The 23,945-nt window shown below is 52.8% G+C and carries 20 protein-coding genes; 10 read left to right on the top strand and 10 right to left on the bottom strand.

All coding sequences use genetic code 11. The annotated features are described in order from the left end of the window. The coding region (locus VE954_RS07680) for a TonB-dependent receptor domain-containing protein (RefSeq protein ID WP_324951328.1) at nucleotides 1–1,468 on the bottom strand (1,468 nt) is incomplete at its 3' end. Nucleotides 1,469–1,470: 2 nt separating this feature from the next. Then, a complete protein-coding gene (locus VE954_RS07675) occupies nucleotides 1,471–2,538 on the bottom strand; it encodes a TonB-dependent receptor plug domain-containing protein (RefSeq protein ID WP_324951326.1) in 1,068 nt (355 codons plus the stop codon). Between the two features lie 227 nt (nucleotides 2,539–2,765). Here VE954_RS07675 and VE954_RS07670 point away from each other — a divergent pair, with 227 nt between their 5' ends. Then, nucleotides 2,766–5,000, top strand: a complete 2,235-nt coding sequence (locus VE954_RS07670; protein ID WP_324951324.1) for an Hpt domain-containing protein — start codon at nucleotides 2,766–2,768, stop codon at nucleotides 4,998–5,000. Nucleotides 5,001–5,011: 11 nt separating this feature from the next. Then, nucleotides 5,012–6,223 (top strand): phospholipase D-like domain-containing protein, encoded by a 1,212-nt coding sequence (locus VE954_RS07665; RefSeq protein WP_324951322.1) that lies wholly within the window; start codon nucleotides 5,012–5,014, stop codon nucleotides 6,221–6,223. A gap of 3 nt (nucleotides 6,224–6,226) precedes the next feature. On the opposite strand, the gene VE954_RS07660 is transcribed toward VE954_RS07665, so the two are convergent. Next, complete coding sequence (locus VE954_RS07660) at nucleotides 6,227–7,351, bottom strand: endonuclease/exonuclease/phosphatase family protein (protein ID WP_324951320.1); 1,125 nt, start codon at nucleotides 7,349–7,351, stop codon at nucleotides 6,227–6,229. 164 nt (nucleotides 7,352–7,515) lie between these two features. Here VE954_RS07660 and VE954_RS07655 point away from each other — a divergent pair, with 164 nt between their 5' ends. Then, on the top strand, nucleotides 7,516–8,730 hold the full coding sequence (locus tag VE954_RS07655; protein WP_324951318.1) for an EAL domain-containing protein: 1,215 nt from the start codon (nucleotides 7,516–7,518) through the stop codon (nucleotides 8,728–8,730). 1 nt (nucleotide 8,731) lies between these two features. Here the strand turns inward: VE954_RS07655 and VE954_RS07650 are convergent, their stop codons facing one another. Then, complete coding sequence (locus VE954_RS07650) at nucleotides 8,732–9,577, bottom strand: hypothetical protein (protein WP_324951316.1); 846 nt, start codon at nucleotides 9,575–9,577, stop codon at nucleotides 8,732–8,734. Between the two features lie 215 nt (nucleotides 9,578–9,792). Here VE954_RS07650 and VE954_RS07645 point away from each other — a divergent pair, with 215 nt between their 5' ends. Continuing rightward, nucleotides 9,793–11,694, top strand: coding sequence for an LTA synthase family protein (locus VE954_RS07645; protein ID WP_324951314.1), 1,902 nt, complete (start codon nucleotides 9,793–9,795; stop codon nucleotides 11,692–11,694). Here the strand turns inward: VE954_RS07645 and VE954_RS07640 are convergent. After that, nucleotides 11,629–12,423, bottom strand: coding sequence for a GDSL-type esterase/lipase family protein (locus VE954_RS07640; RefSeq protein WP_324951312.1), 795 nt, complete (start codon nucleotides 12,421–12,423; stop codon nucleotides 11,629–11,631). The genes VE954_RS07645 and VE954_RS07640 overlap by 66 nt on opposite strands. Before the next feature lie 138 nt (nucleotides 12,424–12,561). Here VE954_RS07640 and VE954_RS07635 point away from each other — a divergent pair, with 138 nt between their 5' ends. Continuing rightward, entirely contained in the window at nucleotides 12,562–13,254 is a 693-nt protein-coding gene (locus VE954_RS07635; RefSeq protein ID WP_324951310.1) for an SDR family oxidoreductase, read from the top strand. Here the strand turns inward: VE954_RS07635 and VE954_RS07630 are convergent. From VE954_RS07630 to VE954_RS07620, 3 genes are read right to left on the bottom strand one after another with little or no spacing between them, the layout of a single operon-like run. Continuing rightward, nucleotides 13,236–13,835: an alpha-ketoglutarate-dependent dioxygenase AlkB family protein gene (locus VE954_RS07630; protein ID WP_324951308.1), complete on the bottom strand. Its 600-nt coding sequence runs from the start codon at nucleotides 13,833–13,835 to the stop codon at nucleotides 13,236–13,238. The genes VE954_RS07635 and VE954_RS07630 overlap by 19 nt on opposite strands. Then, entirely contained in the window at nucleotides 13,832–15,064 is a 1,233-nt protein-coding gene (locus VE954_RS07625) for a hypothetical protein (protein ID WP_324951306.1), read from the bottom strand. Before VE954_RS07625 ends, VE954_RS07630 begins: the two co-directional genes overlap by 4 nt. Continuing rightward, entirely contained in the window at nucleotides 15,061–15,708 is a 648-nt protein-coding gene (locus VE954_RS07620; protein WP_324951304.1) for an ABC transporter ATP-binding protein, read from the bottom strand. Before VE954_RS07620 ends, VE954_RS07625 begins: the two co-directional genes overlap by 4 nt. A 184-nt stretch (nucleotides 15,709–15,892) precedes the next feature. Here VE954_RS07620 and VE954_RS07615 point away from each other — a divergent pair, with 184 nt between their 5' ends. Beyond that, nucleotides 15,893–17,137: an MFS transporter gene (locus VE954_RS07615; RefSeq protein ID WP_324951302.1), complete on the top strand. Its 1,245-nt coding sequence runs from the start codon at nucleotides 15,893–15,895 to the stop codon at nucleotides 17,135–17,137. Between the two features lie 19 nt (nucleotides 17,138–17,156). Here the strand turns inward: VE954_RS07615 and VE954_RS07610 are convergent, their stop codons facing one another. Beyond that, on the bottom strand, nucleotides 17,157–17,603 hold the full coding sequence (locus VE954_RS07610; RefSeq protein WP_324951300.1) for a hypothetical protein: 447 nt from the start codon (nucleotides 17,601–17,603) through the stop codon (nucleotides 17,157–17,159). On the opposite strand from VE954_RS07610, the gene VE954_RS07605 reads away from it, so the two are divergent. Together VE954_RS07605 and VE954_RS07600 are read left to right on the top strand one after the other, a co-directional pair. Then, entirely contained in the window at nucleotides 17,586–17,870 is a 285-nt protein-coding gene (locus VE954_RS07605; protein WP_324951298.1) for a hypothetical protein, read from the top strand. The two genes, VE954_RS07610 and VE954_RS07605, sit on opposite strands and share 18 nt — an antisense overlap. Before the next feature lie 24 nt (nucleotides 17,871–17,894). Continuing rightward, nucleotides 17,895–18,500 carry a hypothetical protein gene (locus VE954_RS07600; RefSeq protein WP_324951297.1) on the top strand — a complete coding sequence of 202 codons (606 nt, stop codon included), beginning with the start codon at nucleotides 17,895–17,897 and terminating at the stop codon, nucleotides 18,498–18,500. Here the strand turns inward: VE954_RS07600 and VE954_RS07595 are convergent. Further along, nucleotides 18,497–20,449: a 7TM diverse intracellular signaling domain-containing protein gene (locus VE954_RS07595; RefSeq protein WP_324951295.1), complete on the bottom strand. Its 1,953-nt coding sequence runs from the start codon at nucleotides 20,447–20,449 to the stop codon at nucleotides 18,497–18,499. The two genes, VE954_RS07600 and VE954_RS07595, sit on opposite strands and share 4 nt — an antisense overlap. A 175-nt stretch (nucleotides 20,450–20,624) precedes the next feature. On the opposite strand from VE954_RS07595, the gene VE954_RS07590 reads away from it, so the two are divergent. Continuing rightward, nucleotides 20,625–22,532, top strand: a complete 1,908-nt coding sequence (locus VE954_RS07590; protein WP_324951293.1) for a 7TM diverse intracellular signaling domain-containing protein — start codon at nucleotides 20,625–20,627, stop codon at nucleotides 22,530–22,532. A gap of 281 nt (nucleotides 22,533–22,813) precedes the next feature. Next, nucleotides 22,814–23,857 (top strand): PA14 domain-containing protein, encoded by a 1,044-nt coding sequence (locus VE954_RS07585; RefSeq protein WP_324951291.1) that lies wholly within the window; start codon nucleotides 22,814–22,816, stop codon nucleotides 23,855–23,857. Nucleotides 23,858–23,945 lie beyond the last annotated feature (88 nt).

Genomic DNA, 23,945 nt, shown 5'->3' with positions numbered 1-23,945 from the left:
TCACAATCATTCGGCGGCCCAGGTAACTGTAAAGACGGTCATCGTTATCCGGCACAGGACGATCAAAGACGTTTTGGAAGCCCAGACCGATCTCCGCGTTCCAGAAGGCCTTGTAGTTCATGTTGAGGCCCCACTCAGCATAATCTTCAACGTCCGCACCATTGTTCTGCTGAGGTCCGATGACGTTGACGGAGGCGGCTGCCGAATAAGGATCCTGATCCCAGCGGAAGAAAGTCTTGTTTCTCCACTTCGGTTTGCTGAAGTTCCCGACCTGCTCGGCAAGGACAGCACCTGGCCAGTCCTTGGATTTGTTGGTTAGCATCACCGAATGATCCGACTTCACACTGAAACGACCCACACCTGTTTTCATGGCATAAGCAGCTGTGTAATCGAGACCACGTGCTTCCTTGCGGCCGAGGTTTTGGTTGAGCGCAACCACGCTGACGATCTGATCCGTCGTGGCATCGCGGGTAATGCTCGCCCATTTACGGATGTCGTAGCCCTGGCCTTCCGCTTCAGTCAGCGAGGTCAGGTTCTGAAAGCCGATGGTATTACGCACGATCAGGGACCAGTAATCAACAGTTAAACTCAGGTCCTGAATCGGTTCATAGCCAAGACCCAGCGAGAAGGATTCAGACCCTTCCTCTTCCAGATCCGGGTTACCACCAGCCGTGATGTAAGTATTTTTACTTCCGCAGTTGGAGTTGGTTGTATCATCAGCCGGACAGAGTTTGCGATCGCGGTACGAAGTGTACTGCTGATACTTGTCACGATAAAGTTCATCAAGAGTAGGAGCGCGGAAACCAGTACCGACTGAAGCACGTAGCAACAGGTCCGACAAGGGACGATAGCTCAAAGCAAACTTGGGGTTCACGGCGGAACCAAAGTCGCTGTAGCGATCGTAACGGGCTGCAATCTGTGCTTCCAGGTCTTTCAAAACGGGCACGCTGGTTTCCAGAAACGCTGAATAGACCTTGCGCGCGCCGCCACCCGAATAACCTGTGAAGTTGCCACCGTTGAAGCTCTGGCCGTCGGTTTCCAGGCGGTTGACGATCGGATCGTTTTTGGCGTCGAATGATTCACTCAGGAACACCACCCCAGCTGCGGCCTGGACGGGGCCTGCGGGCAGTTCAAATACAGGGCCTGACAGTTGAGCGGTGGCTTCGCGCGAATAGTTGATGGTGTTCATCCATGGCGCGATTTCTGCGTCTGCCAGGGAACCTCTGGTCTCAGGCGTGGTCCCAAAGGGATTGAATTTGCCCGTTTCCATCAGCTCGACCGCGGTGCGTTTATGAACGGAGCCGTTGGACTCGACATCCGATTGAAAGGCGCGGTCTTCTGTCACGTAGACTTCCCATTCGAAGTCTTGATTCAGAGGGAGAGGACCCTTGAGGCCGATCCCGCCGCCAAAGACATTCGATTCGACTTCACGAACTTCGTTGCCAAGGTCAGTCAACTGAAACTGCAAGGTCACATCACCTGTTTGATCGTCGAAGATCGTGGGGTAGATGTGTCCTTGACCATCTTCTTGGCTGTCGCGTTGGTGACGGTAAAGTTACGACTTGGTGTATAAGGTCCCCAGTTGTAAACAGAGCTCTTGCGCATGCCCCAAAGCCCACCAAAGAGCTCAAGATTGTCATTGATTTGATGGCGAAAGCTATTCAAAATGCTGAACGTCTCCACCGCAGGTACGACGACCGACTCATCTGCGTAATACGAAACGCAGGAAGGACCGCTGCCGGTATCGAGGAGTTTATCAGCCGGGCAATCCGGGAATGGAATCCAGGCGCCGCTGCCATTCCGGTAATTGCCGACGCCGCCGAAGGTTCGGGTGCTTTCGCGGCCAATCAGGTTGGGTCTCTGCGTCCAGGAGAGGGCCTCCCTCTGGTTATACGTCACCATTGTGGTGGTGCTGGTCTTTTCCGAATTCGTGCCTTGATAGAAAGTATAGGTTCGCGACTCGCCACCTGGATCTTCAGGCAGGTTCAAGCGAACGTTGGCGGTTGAGCCGTTAAAATCTTTTTTGGTGATGACATTGATCACGCCACCCAAAGCATCCGTACCATAAATAGCGGATGCGCCATCGCGAAGAATTTCAATCTTTTCCACGGCGGCCATGGGAATCAGGTTCAAGTCAACAGCACCGGCACCGGCGCGCTTGGCAATACGCTTGCCGTTCAGAAGGACCAGCGTACGGGCCACGCCCACGCCGCGAAGGTCGACGTTGGCTTCGGCAAAAAAGTTCCCGCCTGATTTTTCACGGCGTGAACCAAAGGCGTTAAATGTCTGATCCCGCAATAAATCGCCCACGGATTCCACTCCGGACTGGGTGATGTCTTCGGCTTCGATCGTTGTGATAGGGGAGGGGCCTTCGACATCGATACGGCGAATCCTCGATCCCGTGACTTCGATCTTCTCCGGCTTTTTTTCCTTGGCTTCGGCTCCTTCTTTTGGAGCTTCCGTGTTGTTTTCCTGTGCGGCTACCCAATTGGGAGCGCACAATGCTCCCAGAAGACTCAAGACCACAAGAGCTTTCATTCGACCTCCCTATGCGCCAATGATGAAATTCTATCCTGCTTTTCCAAGGTTGTCTGGTCTTTTCATGTCACGCTCGAAAATTGGCAGAAGCATAAAAGCCTTGAAAAACGCAGCTAATAATCCCATTTTGGGCCAAAAGCGCTGAAACATTTTCAGTAATCGTGCTTAAGTTACACGTGATTTGGGCCGAACTGCGACCCATGGACCATCAAAGGAACCAGAACGAAATGATTCGGACCAGCCTGACATTCAGATTGAATGCGACGATCCTTGGGATTGTCCTGGTGATGACATCGATGATGGTTCTGGCCTCGTCCTACTATCTCTATCAAAGAACCATCCAGGATCTGCGCATGGACGCAGACCAGACGGCCAGCCTTGCCCAGCTTTCGCTGGTGGATAGGCTTTGGGATTTCGACAGCGATGGGGTCAATGACATTGCCCGCTCGCTGCTTTTGGATGAAACATTCGCAGTGGTCAGCATTCGGGATAAAAGTGGTCATATTCAGCTGAAAATCCAGGGACAAGGCTATGAGAGCGTCAGCCTGGATCGATTCTCCGACGATGATTTCTTCCGCGTCACCCGCAAGATCAGTAAGGGGAACGACGAAATCGGTCAGCTGGATGTCCTGGTCAGCACGCACGTCGCCCATCAAAGGATTCTAGGCAACACGATGAACATCGTGCTCGCCAGTATCCTTTTGAGTATTATCCTGACAGGCTCGATTTCACTGGCCGCGGATCGGCTGATCAAGCGTCCCATCTTCAAACTGCGCAAGGAAACAGACGAGGTCATCAACGGTAACCTTCTGTCACCCATCGACCTTTCCCGTGATGACGAGCTGGGGGCCCTGGCCCGTGATTTTGCCCACATGCGTGACTCCGTGCGGGAAAAGATCGGCATCATCGAGCAGCAGAACTTCAGTCTGGAACAGAAGGTTCAGGATCGTACGGCCCAGTTGGAACAGAAGACCAAAGAGCTGACTGCGGTTTTCAGCAGCCTCCAGGAAGGTATTGTGACCTTTTCCCGGACCCAGAAACTTGACCCTCAGCCTTCGCCTTATCTTCTCGAAATCTTCGCCATTCCCAGCGTGGAAGGCCGATCGTTGGGTGATTTGCTCTTTGTCGACCAGAAAACCGATGCCGCCGCACAGTGTCTGTCCGCTTTGGACGCCATCCTGGGCAGCTCGGATCTGAACTTCGATTTCAATCGTTTCCTGTTGCCTCGCGATCATGTGATCAAAGTGAATGGCAAGACCAGGATCCTGGATCTTTCATGGTCCCCGGTGATATCCGATGCCGGAACGGTTGAAAAAATGGTGCTCTGCGTTCGTGACATCACCGAAATTCAAGCTGTACGCGCTCTGGCCCGCAGCAACCAGGAAACAGTCCGCTGTCTGCAGGAATTGATGAGCTGCGAAGCCAGTACCTATAATCTGTTCTTTGACGCTCTGCCGGGTCGCATCAGCAATATCCGCGAGCTGATCCTGCTCAATTCGCAGGAATCGGTGCGGGATGCCATGCGCAGCCTGCATACCATCAAGGGCAATTCCAGGACCTTTGGTTTCACCGCCCTATCCGATAAAACTCACGAGATTGAAGGTTTGCTCAAAGACGAGCTGCTCGGTACGGCGACTTTGAAAGACAATCAAAAGATTACCAATCAACTGATCTGCCTTCAGGAAATTTATCAGCAGTATCAGGACGTCCGGTATAAGGTTTTGAAAATCGCCCAGGCGGAAATCAAAATCACCTTTGGTGACTTGGTGGACGACTTCCTGAAAGACCTGCAGGGTCGCGAGAGCCCATCGGCACGCGAACTCAGCCGTCGTCTGAAAGGTGTCTTCGGACAACAGGATCTACGCATGGCTTTGGAAAGCATGGCTCAATCAGCCCTTCCATCGATTGCACGGGACTGTTTGAAACCAACTCCTTTGCTTCGAGTTCAGGGCGATAACGTTTATCTGGCCGCCGATCGACTGACCTTGCTCAGTGACGTTTTCATGCATCTCTTCAGAAACAGCATGGATCATGGTACCGAGCCGCCTTTTGAAAGAGATCGACTGCATAAGAGCTCTCAAGGGCAGATCGATGTCACCATGCATCATCACGATCATGAATTGGAAATCATCTATCAGGATGATGGGCATGGGTTGGATATCGGCCGGACTCGTGACGTTATGGTGAAGCAGGGCATGCTGGAAGCGGGCGCCAGGCCATCACGAGAGGCACTGCAGAAGGCGATTTTTGCGGATGGCTTCAGCACGGCCGAACGCGTCACGGCTGTCTCAGGGCGTGGTGTGGGCATGAGCGCAGTGCGCAGCATGATTCAACATCAGGGTGGATCCATTCAATGCGAAATTATGGGCGACGACAACCTCAACGAAGGTCATGCGGCTTTGCGTTGGATCATTCGATTGCCGCTGGATAAAAACAAGGAAACTCTGAAATCCGTGTCATGACAGGTGGTGCCATGAAGCTCAATCCATTTCTCCTCTTTATCGCCGCCTGGGCTATCCTCGGGTGCTCAACGCTCCCCGACGCTTCCGATCCAGTGGCCCAGCTCCAACTCGTGGAATCCGTTCCCGTAGAAACCGATCTTGGTAACCCCGACATGCCCAAGGCTGAAGCGGTCTGGATGGATATGATCAGCAAGGCCCGTGAAAGCATTCACGTGAGCCAGTTCTATGTGCAAACGGTTCCTCATTCCAGTCTGGACCGGGTGCTCAAAGCCATGGAAGCGGCGGCAGCTCGCGGCATCAAAATTCAATTCCTGGTGGATGAAGCCTTTGTCAAACGCTATCCCGATGATACGGGCAAAGCGGTCGAGGCGATCAAAAAATGGCCCAACACCGAGGTCCGTATTACCAACCGCTGGACCAAATCCGGCGGCATTCAGCATGCCAAGTATTTTGTGGTGGACAGTCGCGATGCTTTTTTAGGCAGTCAGAACTTTGATTGGCGGGCTCTGGACCATATTAAAGAGCTGGGCTTTCGTCTGCGTTCGCCGCCCTTGGTTGGCAGCCTGATGGCTGTTTTCCAGGATGATTGGACCAAGGCTTTCAATAAGGAAGCCGCGCAGGAACTCGATCCAAAGCTCTTTCAGCCTGCCATGTGGAAAGATGCCGACGGCACGGTGAATACAGTATCACTCAAGGTCAGCCCTAACCCGGATTCCAATAACCCGGTGCTCTGGGATCTGCCGCCGATTCTGCAGATGGTCCGCGAGGCGAAGACGCACGTCCGTATCGCGGCCATGCTCTATAAACCCTCGTTTTTTGATAAACGCACCTGGACGGAGCTGGAATCACTCCTGATCGAAGCCGCGAAGCGGGGTGTGAAAGTGCAGGTGATGGTGGATCAGAAAAATAAGCCGGTGCTGTTTAAGAATCTGATTGAAGGGGGTGTTCAGGTGGGTTTTGTTAAAATCCCCACCCATAGTTCTGGCGTCATCCCCTATGCGCGTCTGGTTCATGCCAAGTATATGGTCGTGGACAATCAGAAGGCCTGGCTCGGGACGAGCAACCTCGAAGGTGATTACTTTTATAACTCCCGCAATATCAGCCTGATCTTTGACAGCGCTCGATTCGCTCAGAATATGGGGCAGGTTTTCGACCGTTACTGGTCGTCGAGCTTCACCGCCATGCTCAAGTCTGATGACAAAGGCATCCTGAAAGCCCATTGAAGCTTATTTCTTTGGTCTTGGCACCGCTTTCAATTGCAAGGTGATAGGCAGATGATCCGATTGCCCCGGTACGGCGGCGCTTTCCCAGCCTATGGGAAGGCCATCGGGGGTCGTTTGGAAATCAAAGCCTTTCACGACAGCCACGGAATCACGATCCAAAGTCCACTGGTGCTGCGGCTGCTCTTGACCACCTCTCCAGACCATAATCGAATCCAAAAACGACCAGGACTCCTCCTTCTTAAAGAAGTGCGTGCCGAGGCACTGGTGACAACCTTCCAGGTGCGACACCTGCCAGTCCTTGGCTGCAATACTCCGATAGAGGCGGGAATCCTCCTTGGCATTGGTGTTGAAATCGCCTGCTGCCAGCACAATATGAGACTTCTCAGCCGCTTTGCGCGCGGCTTTATTGAGCGTCTCCATGGCTTCCAGCCGCTCGGAAAAGGGGTGATAGGGAGCCGGGAAGTGGATGCCAAACGCGGTGAGAATATCGCCATTGGGCAACTTCAAGCTGGCTTCGAGAATATCGCGCGTCCGACGGATCTCGCCTTTCGTGCGGCTTGACACAAGATCCACGGGGTGCAGGACCGGCTCGCCCGTCCGCTCAAAACGGGACAGGATCGCGGTATCAATCCCGCGCCTATCGCCACCTTCGAGCAGGATACCGGGTTTATAGTTGCAGGGACCCAAAAACTCCGTGCGGAGGCGCTCCAGGACCTTGATGTTTTCAATTTCCACCAGCACCAGAACATCCGCGCATTGACCTTGATTGGCACTGATCAGGATTTTGCTGATGCGTTCCAGCTTGGTTTTCAACTGGGTCTCCGTCCAATCGAACTCCTCACACTCGGTCGTCCGCTGCTTGCTGCTGCTGGTTTCAGCGCAGCGCTGCCGGTATGCGGTGGTTTTTTTCTGAGCGGCGGGCAGATAGGTCCAATCGTCCTTGCCTTCATCGTGTTCCGTATCAAAGAGATTTTCGACGTTGTAGGCCATTACAAAAACAGGCGCCGGCACGGATGGCGGCTGGGCCTTGGTTTTGGTGACCGGCTTGGCGCCAAGCAGAATGGGTGCAAGCAGGGCGGGCACGATCAGGTGGCGGCCGAAGCGGGAACAACGTGTCTGAACTTTCATGGGGCGTCCTCTATCCAGGGTCCAACATCAGGGCTAATATACAGCCCTTGTCCTGAATTTCCACCTTCGCTTGAAATGAGAGGCGAAGGCTGGCATCATTTCTATGAAACTTAACGCAGCTTTTCCAAGTTCCCAAAGTGCGGCTCACCGGACGAGGCATTGCTATGGTGGTTAGGCAGAAACAGCGGTTTCAACAAGGCGATATCATCTGTGCTGAGGGAAGCCACGGGGATTGCGCCTATATCGTTGAAAGCGGTCGGGTGGAAATTTTCGTTGGCTCGGGCGTGGAACGGGTCACGCTCAGCATTCTGGGAGTGGGCGAGATCTTTGGCGAAATGGCTGTCATCGATGGCTCGCCACGGTCGGCGTCGGCAGTCGCCCTGGAGCCTTGCGAACTGATGTCCGTGTCGAGTGAGGCGATTTCCGAGCGTATTAAAAACGCCGATCCCATTGTGCGTCTGCTCGTGGCCATGCTGCTGAAACGGATGCGTCATACCAATGAGAGCACCAAAAAATCCCGCCACGAGGAAGAAGAGGAAACGACTACCGGCAGTTCCGGGCTGGCGCAGGAAGTGATCGACAAGATCCGCATTGAAGCCGAACTGAAACCAGCCCTGGCGGCCAATGAGTTCGCGCTGCATTTTCAGCCCGTCATGGACCTGCAAAAGATGCAGATCGCGGGGTTTGAAGCCCTTATTCGCTGGCGCAGTAGCAACCGGGGCCTCGTTCAGCCGGATATCTTCATGGGTATCGCCGAGGAAACTTCGCTTATCGTACCCATTGGTCGTTGGGTGCTCGAAAACGCCTGTGCTGCGCATACCCGTATTATCAGTGAAATGAAAGCCAACGGTCTGAACGATCCTATCTTTATGAGTATCAATATATCCAGTCGGCAGTTTCACGATCCCCAGTTTTTTGATCATTTGACCGAAGTGGTCCAAAAAAATGGCCTGCGGCATGATCAGATCAAACTGGAAGTGACCGAACGCATCTTTATGGAAGGTCCGGCCGCGATTTATGCGATCGAACGTTGCCGCAGCCTCGGTTTTCCCATTGCCCTCGATGACTTTGGAACCGGTTATTCCAGTCTGAGCTACCTGGCGAAATTTCAGGTTGATACCTTGAAAGTGGATAAAGCTTTTGTCCAGCTCCTGATCGAAGATCCGCGGACCTATACCATCACCGCCGCTATCGTGGACATGGCCAACCAGCTTGGGATTCAAATTATTGCGGAAGGGGTGGAGACGGTCGAGGAATGCGCGTCCCTGCAAACGATGAATTGCCGTTATGGACAGGGCTTTCTCTTCAGCCCTGCCATGCCACTGCCCGACGCTTTAAACTTCATCAAAGCCCATAAAGCGATAGGCGCAGCCAGCTGATTCAGGGCGTGGATGTTTCCAGACTGCCTTTTAACTGCGTGAGCAGAGACAGGCAGTCCATGGTTTCGGCCCGCACGTATTCGGGAATGGCTCCAGTTGCCAAATGCTGTTCGAAGTCACTCAGCGATTGGGTGGCCAAAGTCAGAGCCTCTGCTGGCTGTCCGAGCACCAAGAGATTCCGCACCTTGTGACTAAAATTTTCACAGTAGAGCTGACCTGAAATGCTGCCTTCCGCATAGGGTGGGGCGGCGATGGCCTGATTGATAAGGACCAGAGCTTCCTGGGGATTGAAAAGCCCACCGGGAATCTCCTGAGCGGCTGGATTGTATTTCACAGCTGCGGCCACGCGATAGATTCCTCCTGCTTCATAGCTGGTGCCGCCTTCTGTTTGCAGACCCTTTTGAACGGCATCCAAAAGTTTGGGAACCAGAGCCAGTTGACCTTCCAGATCGGAGACCTGCGCATCATAGGCAAGGCACGCCGAACGGAAGTAATAGTAAACTGGTGTTTCAAAGCCAAGCGCGACGGGACTGATCGTTTCCGCAGCTTCCGACCAGCAGCTTGAAAACACGGCCTTACGGGCTTCACGGCCGGCGGCATCATCCAGACTGTGATAATGCGTGCCCTCAAACATGTACGTTCTCAGGTACCCTTCCGCGGCTCGCAGTTTGTCGGCATCCTTGGACGCAGTCTCCAGAAGGCTTCTGTAGGCTGCGCGCGCATCGAGTGTGGATTGCAGATTCACATCACGTTGCGCGAATTTTGCATCAGCATCGGAAAAGTCCGTTCCGAAAGCCTGCAGACTGCTGAAAAACAAGGCTCCTGCCACTAATTGCTTATCCATCATGGATAAACCTCCTCATAAAAGTTATGGAAACATGTGATGAAGAGACTCGAAAGTAATATGCGTCGATTCGAAAAGTCAAGGCAGGCGTGCCAGCCAAAGTCCCATATTGACGCTTGTGAAATCAACCAACATCCAGTAAATATAAAGAAGTTGAAAAGATTGTCAGGACCTTCATACGGCCGGTTCTCACCATTCACCCCATTGTCAGTTCAGGCATGAAAAAACCAACCTACTTTCATTTATTCTTTGCAGATCTGCTGCTTTTTACGGCTCTTTTCGTGCTGCATCGCGCGTTCACTTTCAACATGCTCAATGCAGAAGTCTTGTCCGGGATCCGGCAAGGCTCAGGATTTTTCGTCGGCGTGCTCAGTGATCTATGGATCGCGGGCCTTCTGTCGCTTCTGACCGCCGGTTGCCATCGGCTGCTCTGGCAAGTGCTTCCTGGCGGCTTCGTCCAAAAACTTCGCTGGCTCCTGTTTATCATCGTTGCTGTGCTGCTGGCTTCGCATCAGTCGTATGTGGAATTTTTTGGTTTCACCATGATGGCCTTTCACCTGCGCTACCTGCATGATTCCGCCTTTATCATGGCCAACGGCCAGTCGCTTTTCAGTTGGCCTTTAGTTGTGTATGGGGGACTCTTGCTGGCGCTGCTGCTCGGGCAAAGGCAGTTGGGCGAGCGACGGCCTCGACATGCGTCTGGAATGTTCCTGGGCGCCGTGCTCCTCCTGGTCCTGCTTCACAATCGCAATATCCATTGGCGGGTGCAGTGGTTCATTCCGGAAAATCTGCAGATGAATGTGCTGGAAAAACTCTATACCCAGCTACGTCAGGCCAAAGCCATCGAACCCGTGCAGCCTGAGGAACGTCAACGTCTGCTGTCGCTTCTCAATCTTCCGTCGTCCATTCCGGATTTTCCCAGTTTGATGGAATCCATTCAAAATGATCCGATCGGGACGGTGCATCCAGTCGGCGAGAGGATCAAAGGCGCCTGGCAGGACGCCACGCAAGCCAAGCGGAAACCAATCCTGGCGGTGCTGCTGCTGGAATCCTTACGTCCTGCCGAGACCGGATACTTTGCTCCAGGAACACGGAGTCTAACGCCTCATCTGGACCAACTCGCTCAGTCGTCCATCGTTTTTACCAATGCGTATTCCACCGGCTCGGTAACACGTGGCGGGCAGGAGGCGGTTTTTTGTGGGCATATCAGCAGCCGCGATACCTCGCTGATGCGATACGATGCTGTGGCGCCTATCCGCTGCCTCTCGGATGTTTTGCAAAAGCCTTTAGCCGACGGCACGCGCCTGGAAACGTTCTGGTATCACGGTGGCAACGGTTTGTTTGACAATCAGCTCAGCTTTTGGCGGAAACATGGGATCCAGCAGCTGTTCACGCAGGACCAGTTCGGACCAAATGCACCGCTGACTGGCTGGGGCGTGGGTGATGTCAGCTTTCTACGTTATAGCGCTGATGAAATCCAAAAACTCCGCCAGGAATCGCAGGCTGATGCAATGGTCGGCATGCTTTTAACGGTGACCAATCATATTCCCTGGCAGCTACCGGGTGACATAGTACCCTGGGCTCTGCCGTTGGATGTCACGCATGAGAGTTATCGCACGACGGCCTATGCAGATCATGCCGTGGGCCTCTTTGTGCAAGAGATGCAGACGCGGGGTCTGTGGGACGATATGATCCTGATTTTGGTTTCCGATCATGGCAATCAGCTGCCGCCTTATCAGGATATCTATCAGGACAAAGCAACCACGACAGCGCGCTTGCAATCGCATATCAATCTCATCATCAGCGGCGGCCTCACTCAAAAAGCTCTGGGGACGTTGCAGCTTTCCCATCTAAAACGTGACGAGCTGGTCAGTCAGGTCGATGTTTCTCAATTCCTGGCCGATACCATGGGAGTCGATGCGTTCCGCGGCATGGGCGAAAACCTGTTCCGAAGTGCGCGACGTCTGCCGGTGCTGTCGCGACTGGAACAACATCTCTTTGATCCTGCCAGTCAAACTCTGCTGTCACCTCAGGCCTGGCAAGCGCCACCCGCGTCAGGGGACGGGGAGCGTAACATCCTCTTTTATCGGGCCTACATTGATTACATCAGTACCAAATAACGGCGCGAGGATCGGCTGCAAAGCATGCGCCAGCTGCTGATAGCCCTCGGGCGACGGATGCAGAAAGTCGGGCATAAGGTCTTCGTTGATGGAACCATCGGGCAGCAAAAAAATTGATCCCACATCATGATACGACATGCGGGCCTCTTGCCAATCTAGCAGTTTCTGATTGGTCCTCAGGATATCCGCTCGCAGAGGATCGTCCGAGTAGCGGCCACTCGGCAGAATACCCAGGACCAGAATCCAGGTTTGCGGCAGCTGGATGCGAATACGTTCGATGACCTTATGAATGCCCCGTGTGGTGGCATCAGGGCTGTCCCCGGCGCTTAGATTATTAATCCCGATCAGCAGCACCAGAACCCTGGGATTCAAGCCTGATAATTCACCCTGATCGATGCGCCACAGAACATTTTGGGTGCGATCGCCGCCGATGCCGAGGCGCAGAGGTTGCCGTGACCCAAACTCCGTTGTCCATATTTCAGGTGCCTTCTCGGTCCAGCCCTGCGTGATGGAATCCCCCATAAAAACCAGCTGCGCCTGACCGCGTGCAGGATCCTGCAGCTGGGCTTGAAATCTTTCACACCATTCGACGCGTGACATCCAGGGATAGTCCTCGCGACGTGGGGAGGGTGTCCAAGGAAATTCCGGCTCGGCAGGAACGGGAACAGGGCAACCAATCCAGGCTGAGCCCGCAAAGCTGGCGAGCAGAAGACTGGTCATGAGAGTCATGCTGAACCTCCGAGCATTTTTTCTTTGTTATCATGTTTGCCAATGTGTCGCCATGGGAAATGAACTGACGCCTTTGAGTCGAGTGGTAAGCAGCGCCGGGTCCGTGTTAAGGTGAGGGCTCAACGAGGGAGGAAACCTATGAGCCAGACAGTATGTATTACAGGAGCCGCGCGCGGTTTGGGCCTTGGTTATACAGAACATTATCTGCAGGCCGGTTGGCAGGTTTTGGCGGTGGCACGCAAAGCCAAAGAGAAAGATAGTCTAAAAAAATTAAGCCAGAAATTTGGTGCGCGTCTTGAACTCGTCGATGCTGATGTCACCCAACAGGCAACACTGCAGCCGCTCCAAAAGCGTTGGGAAACGGAGTCACTCGATCTTTTGATCAATAACGCGGGCGTGCTTTTGGATCAGCATATGGAGTTTCAAAAGTTTCCGCTCGATACCATGCGCACCTCGTTTGAAGTGAACGTCATCGCGCCCATGGCCATCACGCAGATGGCTCTGCCGGCGTTGCAAAAGACCAAAAAACCCGTGGTGGTGATGATGTCGTCGCTGATGGCGTCCATCACGGATAATGCTTCGGGCGGTTACTACGCCTATCGCAGTTCAAAAACCGCCTTGAACATGGTGACGCGCTCCCTGTCCGTGGATTGCCCTTGGCTCATAGCCGTAGCCCTGCATCCCGGTTGGGTGCAAACGGATATGGGAGGATCGAACGCGCCGACTTCGGTCGAGGAATCCATCAGCGGTTTAACCCGGGTCATCGCCAATCTGCGGGCGGATGATTCGGGCCAGTTCCGCAACTTCAAAGGTCAGACCTTGCCCTGGTAACGTGGGTCGGGATGAATGCAGCGAAAGGTGAGATTGATGCGGAGAGCGACGGGTTTGCGTGTCCTGGGTAATGCGTGAACCCATTCTTCCTGCAAACGTCCGCCCATGAGAACCAGACTGCCATGCGCTAGAGGCAACTCCAGGCGACGCTGATCCCGGCGATTTTTCAGCACGAAACGTCGCGTCCCACCTAGACTGATAGACGCGATCCTGGGTTCCTGCCCCAACGTGCGTTCATCATCGGCATGCCAGCTCATCGACTGGGAACCGTCAGCGTAGCGATTGGCGAGCACGGAATTGTAGGGGGCGCCGGTTAATGTTTCCGCGTCCTGTCTCAACTGGTTTAAAAGTGGAATCCATGGCAAAGGTTCGTTCCGAATACCGGAATAGTGATAGACCGCGGTGGGATCCCCATACCAGGCCGTCAGACGCGGCAGGGGTGTGGTCCGGCCAAACATCGTAATGGTGTCCTGGCGCCACGAGATAGCTTGATCCAGCTCGGCAACATCATAAGCCATCAAGGCTTCGGGCCAAAACCAAACACGGCCACTCGTGTCATCCAGAATAATATCCGGTTTCATTGCATGATCCTCTGCAGCGCGTGGTCACACAGATAACCGATAAGAATAAACCATAGACTCATGCCGAGGATCAAGACGATGCCGTTTTCCAGATGACGGCTTCGCTGCGCGACGCGCAGAAACCCGAAACCCAGCATGTGAATGGGCAGGACCAATAAAGGGACCAGGGCGGGAATGAAACCGGCAAGCGTCAATCCCAGGCTCATCGGCACCGTGAGAATCCCATAAAAACTGAGCACAAACCAGGTGTCGTGAGCCCGCCACCAGACCTCAGGTCGAGGCAGACTGTGCAACCAGGTTTGCCATGTAGCACGCTCTATAGCAAAGGTACGAAAAAAACTGCTAAGGATCAGACTTATAAATCCGGTGATGCATGTATAAACATAAATCTTTTGGCTGAGAGGCACAGCCTGCTTCAGGACCATGGCGAGGATAAAAATCAGCAGACCGCTGAGAAGCGCGCTGTAAATAACCAGAGCCGGTTTCGCCAGAACATAGGTGATCTGCATTAAGATTTGCGGTGGGAAGCGTCGCGTGAGGGATGATCGACACTGCGTTTGCCATGTGCCTAGAGGCAATTCAGGATGGTCGTGCGGTCGCGATTCCTGGCGGAGCAAGACCCATAATCCCAGTCCGGCGGTGGCGAATAGAAGAGGGTAGGCGGCTCCTGTGCCTTTACCGAACATCAGGGCAAAAGCACCCAAAAATCCAAGTGGGAAGAGCCGCCAGCTGCGTTCCAAAAGGCACAGCTGCAGGCTTAAAATCCATAGGTAATAGGCGGCGAACAGTAACAGTCCCTCATGCCAAGGCTGATGATTCCGTACCAGGGTTTGGAATCCAAGGCCCAGCACAATCACCAGAGTTAAGTTAATGAGGCTGAGGACCAGAGCGCGAATCGTTCGTTCCCAGGCAAAGGGTAAAGGCAAGGATTCTGCAAAATAATGCACACGGCCTCCGCGGGCACTGAAGCGCACCACAGCGGCCGCAACCCATCCATAGAGGAGCAAGCAACTGAGCGTGACAAGATCCGCTATGGTCCATGGACTCATGGTCAGAAGATGAGCCATGCTTTGCTGCACAGCCACTTGATCGTTGGCGCTCAGGAGGAGGCCAAACACATAAAGAAAGGCGATCAGAAATCGTTGGTGCAGCTGCAGGATTTCCTTAAGGAAGAGCCGCAGTCGTAGCACCGCATAGGTCGAGAACAGCTGCCAGCCAGGAGTTGTCACAAGCCCTCACCTTTGATCAAAAGAGTGCGTTGTTTATGTACCATCTGGAGGAGCGTCAAGGGAATGTTTTCCAGCTGATCGGCATCATGGTTGACGAGAAGGATGATAGCGCGTGGCGCCAGATCCCGCATGAGCCCTTTGAATGTTTGCTGGGACTGTCGATCAAAGCCGGTGCAGGCTTCATCCAACAGCAAAACTTCGAAAGGCACCATAACCGCCGCAATCAATAGCGTCTTTTTTTTATTGCCGAGTGACAGTTCGTCAAACCGCGTTCGTAAAAAAGGAGTCAAAGCAAAGCTCTGAATCAGAGCGTGCGGAAATTCCGCCGTCGGTCGACCTCGAATCTGTAAAATCAAGCGAAAGTATTCTTCCGGCGTGACAAAGGGAAACATCCCGTCCATTTCCGGAGCCCAACTGACCTTCTGCCGGTAGGCGATCCGATGGTCCTCGGGATTCAGTCCCTGCAGCTCCACACGTCCGGTACTGGGCGATTCAGCCCCCGCAATGAGTCGGAACAGAGTGCTTTTCCCGATGCCGTTGGGGCCAGCAATGGCATAAACGCCGTGGGTCTCAAAGATAAAATTGAGGGACTCCAGGACCTTCTTGTCCTGATAGGACTTGCTGACATTTTGCAGAAGCAGCACGATGGGCTCTTTTCCCTGACTGGGTTGCAGTTTCCTCCCTTGTTTAGCAAATCCGAACGCCTGTTTCAAGGTGCCTGCGGCCCTTTTTCGCTTATGGGAAGGGTCTGGGATCGGGCTTCAGCCTGTGGCAGAATGAGGAGGCCAGGGTCCGTGTGGATCCCGCCTTCCCCAGACAGGACCTCTGATGCACTCACTTTTCCGGCGTTACCTGTCCCTGCAGCCTTCTGTCATGCGTGCCATCCTCGCCGAATTCTTTCTGCAGCTGGTTCACAATGCTTTTTTTCTGATTGCCAATTTTTACATGAGCAAGGAAGGCTATTCCGATGCCGTGATCGCGCAGGTGCTGTCCCTTCGTTTTCTGGCCGTGCTGATCTTTGCGCTCCCTCTCGGTCTGCTCGTGCGACGCCGGCGTCTTTTGCCATTTTTACGCGCGGGGTCGGTGCTGGTGCCGCTCGGGTATCTGCTCATCCTGCTGGCTATTCCGCAGCATTCTGAAAGCCTGATGGGACTGGGGAATGTCCTGGTGGGAGCTGGACTGGCCATGATTCAGGTGCTGGTCATTCCCTATATTCTGCGGCATGAGAAAGTGCAGCACCAGGCCCATGCCATTGCCCTGAGTTTTTCCAATTGGAGCACGACCACTTTTCTGCTTGGTATTTTCTTTTATATCCTGAACCATGCCCGCGCCGAGGCCTTGCCTGAGTCCTTGATGCTGGCTCTTTTTACAGGCCTGTCCTGCCTGGGTTTTGTGATGCTGATCGGGCCTTGGGATGACCGGCCGTCGCCCGATGAAGAGAATGTAGCGACGCTGTCGTCGTTGCGAGACTATGATTGGGGCCTGATTGCGCGTGCGCTCGCACCCAGTCTGATCATCGGTGTCGGGGCGGGCTTAAGCATTCCTTTCATCAGTCTATTTTTTAAACATGCCTTCGCCATGGGTTATGAGGATTTTTCCTTGATAAGTTCGGGGGCCACATTCCTGGTCACCGTGGGGTCTCTCTATGGACCGCATATCCTGGAGCGATTCGGCTATGGAATGGCCATCGTGTGGAGTCAAAGCCTGTCGATCGGCGCGCTCGCCATGATGGGAATTTCGGAATTTTTTGCTCCCTCCACCGGTGCCATGGTTCTGGCTTCCATCTGCTACCTCTTGCGTCAGCCTCTTATGAATATGGCCAATCCCATCGTCTCGGAGCTCACTATGAATCTGGTCGGGCCTCGCAACCGCGAGATGACCAGTGCTTTGAAGCAGGCCCTCTGGGCAGCCAGTTGGTTTTTAAGTTCGCAGCTGTTTCGCGGTTTGCGGGACGCAGGTTTTTCTTTTGTTTGGGTCTTTGGGGCTACGGCTGCGATCTATGCCGTGGGCGTGATCTGGTATGCGCGATTGATTCAGGTCTATCAGAGCCGGAACGTAACTGGCACAAGCTAAGGGAGAGGTGCAATGCGGATTAGGCGGAATTTCTCTCATCCAGCAGCTCATCCTGATACCGGACTCTCTGGTAATAGAGTTTTTGGGAATGGTTGCTGTCGCTCTGAAGCGTAAGCCGACTGGTCCATTCAATGGCCGTAAAGCTGGGCCGTTCTTCGGAACTGAGGCTGTTGTAAACCCGATCCTGAATCACAATGGTCGAACCTTCCAACAGTCCATTCTTCCGAGCCTGCTTGCTGATTTCATTGATCTGATCGGCTTTGATGAGTGGCTCGCCATGCAGATGGTACTCGATGGGAAAACCTCTGGTAAAGAAGCCCTCCAGTTCACCTGATGCGATTGCCACGGAACAGTGGATGGTGCGGTGATAATCCATTTTCAGAATATTTTCGTGAAAAGTATGAATAAAGTCCTGAGCCAGCTTCAAGGAGAGGCGGGAAGGACGCTCATGGTTGGGACATTGCAAAGGAAATCCGACCGAGCAGACGAATCGATTGTTCAGCTCGATCACCCGAAAACCCCTGCCAATCTGGGCCTCGCCATCCTAAGAGTCACGCAGCTGAAGACTGAAGAGGCGAAAGATCTCGCGAATAAACTCCTGCGCAAGCTCATGCTTGATCTTGGCACTATCGACAACCTCGAGCATCACACAGCATCCGTAGCCCTGTTCAATAGGCAACGTGGTCTCGACGATGGCGCCGGCAGCAATCTGAGCGATCTGGTGAGGGTATAGAATCTTTTCGAGCTGTTCGTACCCATGCTTCCTCTGCGCAATGACACTCTTAAGATGGAGGCTGCGGCGACGATTCAACTCGTTGATAAATGCGGAACTTGTGCCATAAAGGACGAAGAAAGTAAAGAAAATGTACTCGTCGGTGCCGATGTCAATATTGAGAGCGATAAGCATGAAGACGGCCATGGCCAAATGCGTAAGAGCAAAGACCATCGTTGCCCAAAAACCAAAGCTGTTTTTGATAAAGAGAAGTCCAAAGGAGAACAGAAAGAGGACAACGTATCCATTATAATCTTTATTGATTTGCAGGCCGACATAAAGCCCCCAAATGCCATGGAGGTTGGTCAAAAATGCCGTCAAGCGATTCGGGTTCGCATTCCATCTTTTGTTCAGCTCAAAAAAGTTCAGGATCATACTGATGAAGATAAGGGAGATAGGGACGACAAGAAAATGTATGATATTGATCTGGGGAGGCTGCTTGAAGATCATCCCAAAGAAATAAATGATCACGAGAGCCGAGCTCCAAGCCACCACGCCGAGCAGCGAAAGAATCAGGCCAGACTTGTTCCGCCGATCCAAGCGTTGATATTTTTCCACGATTATCTTCATGAGCACGTTCTTAACCTCTAGCTTGCTTCAAGGAATGTGGTGACCGCCGGTATCTGCAAAAAGACCAATGTCGTCGCCTCGGGATGGTCACGCACCTGCAGGCCGAGTCCGTCAAGGCTATGAACCTGAAACTGTGCCCGAACATGTGCAGGCAGGGAATAATAGACATCCTCCTGCAGGATCAGCATATTTCCTGGTTCCAACGGAAGCTTTTGCAGGATCTCCTTCCGCAAGGATTCGTACCGTGTTGCCAGAATAATCCCTCGGCCCCACATATCGTATTTCACGGAGCCGGATTTGGAAAAATAGGTCTTCACCTGACCCATGGCCACACCAATGCAACAATAGACAGGAGACGGCGCGTCTAATTTTTCGTTCAGCCGCGTGAATCTGTCGATGATCTGCCGGGCAAGTTCTACAGCGCACTCCGCTTTGGATGATCCCAATTGCTTGAGTGGAAAACCGACCGAGCAAAGAAAGCCATCGCCCATTTCCTTGATCATGTAGCCCGCACTTGTCAGAGTGTTGCCATCATACCCGCGCATCATAAGCTCGCGGCAGTCGGCAAGGAACTCTTCCATGATCTCGCTAAACCCTTCGCTCTTCACTTTGGAGCTGTCCATGACGTCAAAAGACAGCACGCAGGCGATATCAAGACCCGCTGGCATCGTCGTCTCAATCGGCAATCCCTTTTGAATCATATCCAGTTGATGGGGATAAAGAAGCCTCTCCATCTGCTCATAGGAGTGCTGTTTTTCAAGAGCCAATGCCAGGGCGTTCTTTTGCGCTTCGTAGCGACTTTTACGTTCACCATTGATTTTGCTGGCCAGCGCGATCGACAGCATAATCACTTCAAGCGTCGACCCCATCTGTGCGCCATACTCTGTGATCATAGTGTTGGGAACGAAGCCGAACGTGAGCGCTGAAGCCAGGATGACTCCCATAAAAAAAGCGAAAAAAGCCAGACAATAGATGCTGGCGGGCCTATAGCCTTGGCGGTAGCGAATCATGCCACTGATGAAGCAGACAATGGAAAAGTAAAAGGGAAGAATGTTCGCCAGGGGAATGATCCTGGAATAGGGTAGAAAAGCACTCAGCGCGATCAGCAGACAGCCCAGGAGGACGCATAACTGAAGCGCGCGGTGAAGACGCGGGGTGAACGTGCGCGACTCCAGAAAGGATTGCGTAAATAAACTCACGCCGATGCTCGTTGTGCCGACCAAAATGGGAATCATGGCTGACGCTAGGTTGGGGAAGTCCGGCATCACAAACTGCAAAAGATGTCCATTCAGGCCCATCTGGAAGAGAGTATGGCTCAGGATATAGAGGACATAGTATATGTAGGTCCTTTCGCGAATCGATATATAGAGCAGGAGATTATAGAGTATCATGGCTGACATCGTTCCATAGAAGAGGAAGAACGCAGCTGTTTCCAGCTGATTCCTTTCCAGCAAGCGCTCCGTCGTAGAGAGCCGCATGTCGATACGCATCGAACTGCCGCTCCGAATATTGATATAAACAGGTTGACCGTTGACTTCATCAAGATCCAGGTCAAACACAAAGCGTGTGACCTTGATAGGGCGTTCGAAAAAGGGGAAGTTATCTCCCGTCACGACTTCCTGGTAGGCGCCTTGCTGATTCGGTCTATGAACTTCGATGCGATCGTGGAGGGGGTAGGAAACCACCAGGAAAAGGCGCTGCAGGCTGGTCGTCCTTTTGGAAAGCGTGAATCGAAACCAATAGGAGGCTGACGTATAGCCGAGATTCAAGGTCGGTGAAGCAGCCGGCTTCCAGGCTGCGCTGTCTTTGGGAAGGGAGCGAAAATTCAGATGGCCATCAGAGTCCGTGAGAATGTCGAAAGGAAAAAGCGTCATTTCCCCAAAGTTATCCGAGATTGTCAAATGACTTTGGGCATGAGTTTCCTGATGGAATGCGATGAGCACAATGAATGTCAGAATGATTTTGAACATGACACAGCGCCCAGGGTTTTTGCGAACTTCTTCTCAACGGTATGTCGGTAGATTCTGCCATAAATTGAGGGCTGTGGGCTGACCGACCCACCCATAAATAGCTTCATGATCCCAACAGAATTCCGATGGATAAACAACGATAGGTGGGGTCCACTCCCAATACAGATGAAATTCGATGGATGTTTTGCACTATTTTCGCTTCTTTATCCTGATCTGGTCGACCTTTGTGATCAGCTCCGCCTCGCTGCGTGCAGACGTGATCGACATATCGGAACCATTGGATGGCAAGCCCCTGGGTTCCTTGACATTCTGGTACAGGGGTGAGGAATCCATCGATCGTGTTACGGACGAGGCCTTTCGGCCTGATTTTGTCCGAGGAACGTCGGCGGTCATCAACCATGGATACTCATCAGCCAACTACTGGTATCGCCTTGCCTTTTATAATTCTTTTGAAGGATCGGCAAAGATCTATCTGCACGATCCTCATAACGTCTACGACGACTTCGAGGTCTACCAGGGTGCCGATCTCTTAAGCAGCCTTCATTACCGGGACGCCCTGGATCAGCGCATTGTGACGATCGAACTCCCTGCGAAAAAAACCACATGGATCTACGTTCGTAAAAAGACCAACGCTGTTGTGCACCAAACGACGTTCACCTTCTGGAGTGACTCTAATGCGCTGAGGAAGTCCATACATGCGAGCGAGATGCGCTTTCAGACCGTCATCACAAGTCTACTCATGAGCGCATTTTTCACAGTTGCCCTGGTCTTTGCCTATCGCAAGAAAATCTATGTGTACTATTTGGGCTATCTCATGTCCTTTGCGATATTTGCAACTTGGGTATGGTCGGTTTATGACTTTCCCAACTATTCCCGCTATGGAGGCGTCTTATCTCTTTTCTGCGTGGTCTTCACAGCTCTGTTCGTGGATGAGTTTCTCGAGATCAAACGCCACTCGGAGACGATGCATCGGCTTTTTCTCGTTTTTGCCGGGCTTTCTGTTGGAGCTACGGGACTCGAGCTGGTCAACCCCATTGCCAGAGCATACGCGGGCTCGATCCTCTCCATTGTTATACAGGCCAGCACTGTGTGGATGGGTTTTTCACTCTACTATAAATACCGTCAACCGCATGTCATGATCTTTAATGCAGCCTTTGGTTCATTTCTCATCAGCGGGTTCATTCAATTATTGATTTGGATGGGCTCCATCGACTCATCTGAAAATCTCATCATGTTTTACGGAGTGGCCGCAGAAAATGTGTTGATGGTGCTGGCGATCGGACACAAAATCCTTGTGACGGAAGCGGCCCGCAAGCAAACAGATAACCTCCTTCTGCATAGCTTTGATCAGCTTTCCAAGGTATTTTATCCGCATCAGATTTTACAGATTCGAGCCGGCAAAAGGGTGGAAGAAACCATGCCTGTGGGTGAGAAGAAAGCATGCATTCTTTACTTCCAAATCATGGGCGGGTCAGCGCTGATGAACGAAAGCTATGAGGAATGGGTGGAGAACTTCATGATTCGCTGTCGCCAGCTGCTGATGGAGCGCTATGATCCCCTCACGTTTTATTCTGACGCCTATATTGTCCGCGAAATGGGCGATGGTTTTCTTTGTTCAATCGGCTACCCGTTCCATCAGATTGGGGCTATTAAAGCGGACTCAGCTGTGCTGTTGGCCGAGAAGCTGATCGCCGAGTTCGAGGTGATGCTGGCAGCCTTGGATGCAGCTCATGACATCCATTGCTCGATAGGCATCGTACATGGTTCGGTGAAATCCTACTTCTCGCGTTCGGGGCGGATCCGCGACAATCTATGGGGGCGTGCCATCGCCCTGGCCTCTGCCTATGGGGCGTCGAGCACGCGGCTCTTTTCTCATCTCGAAAGGGAACCGCGCAATGTCATCATACTGCACGATGCTGTGTTTGAATCATTATCTCGTAACAATCGACGGGATTTTCAGGTTCTGGATTTGGCGGCATCGCAGTCGATACTTGGAGAGGATCTGGACGGTGATTTTCTGGGTTACCGGGTCTGCGATTCGGGGTGCGGGACCGCCAGGATAAACACGTCGCTGTCATCGTGAGTGACTCGACCCTCATACCTTGAATCAGAAAGTCGTCAAGTACGCGCGGTTTCCCGTGCGTATGACTTCCGTAAGAATCAGTCATCCAACCGGTTTTTCAAAAAAATATGCAACCCGCCTTGCCCGCCTCTGATAATTTCTCCTCAAAAAGTCAAGCTTCTGCCGGTACTTGTTACGGGGAAGGAAGGAAGATAAAATTCCTGCCGTAGAGTCTGTTGTCCTCTTTGCAGGTAAATCATTTACCGGCAATCAATCAGGACACTCATAGAGGAGACACTTGTATGACTTTGGGTAAGTCTTTGACTCAAAAGCACCTTTCCCTAGCGCTGATGGCCAGTATAGTGGCTGCCTGCGGGTCTGAAACTCCGGCCTTCCAGGAAAAGGCAATGTCCGCACTCATGGAACAGCAGCAAAATGCTGAAAGCTTTTCCACAGACTCTGTCGATCACGAATCTGCAGACAATAGTGCTGATGCCACCGCTGCAACTTCTGAAAGCTTGGACGACAACGATGACTTCAACACCATCGAAAACCTGTCCATCCCAGGGGCGGATGAAGGCAGCGACTTTGCTGTCGATGTGCAGGAAACGCAGCTGCGGTTTGGGTCACAGACCACCAGCATCTCGACATCCTTGGGCGGCGAAAAAACCAACGACGTTATCTATACCGTCGTGGCTCCAGCCGGCAAGGATCCTGGCAAGATCGTCAATGGCAACACCTACGTGAGCCCAACCACGGGTACGGAAGCCTACGAAGTTAAAATTATCGCGGTTTCCAAAGCTGATCCAACTCAGGCTTCCAGTACGACTTTGAAACTGGAACCAGCGGCTCAAGTCTTCGTGGGTTGTACCAACGACATGAAGGGCTTCCCCATCAAGGCTGAAGTCTATGCGATTCCCGATGACACCAATCGTTTGCCCGACTTTACCTCGTTCGCCAAGCAAACGGTGACCGCTTGTATGGACGCCTTCCAGATTCCCAACCGGGCCTGGTCGGATGGTTTCCCTGGTCAACCTAAGTTGATTGAATGGTTCGCTTTGCGCGCCACCAGTCATCTGAATGTGACCAAGAGTGGTAAACACTACTTCAAATTGAATGCCGATGACGGGGCCAAACTCTATATCGACGGCCAGCTCGTAGTGGATAACGATGGCCAGCATGCTCAGCAGGCGGTCACCGGATCCATCACGCTCAGTGCCGGCGACCACGAAATCGTCATGGAATACTTCCAAGGTCCTCGCTACCACATTGCTCTGGAACTCTTTTGGAAGGTTCCAGGAACCAGCACTTACACCTACGTTCCCGCTTCCGCCTTCAAGCCATAATTAGAGAATGGCCTCCTTTATGTGAGTGTGGAGGGCCAGGAGAAATCCTGGCCCTTTCCGTATTTGTGGCGTAGTTTAAGCCGATCGG

This window comes from Oligoflexus sp. (assembly GCF_035638955.1).
Lineage (GTDB): Bacteria > Bdellovibrionota_B > Oligoflexia > Oligoflexales > Oligoflexaceae > Oligoflexus.
The sequence above is the reverse complement of the archived record's forward strand: the minus strand, read 5'-3'. Positions and strand labels throughout refer to the sequence as shown.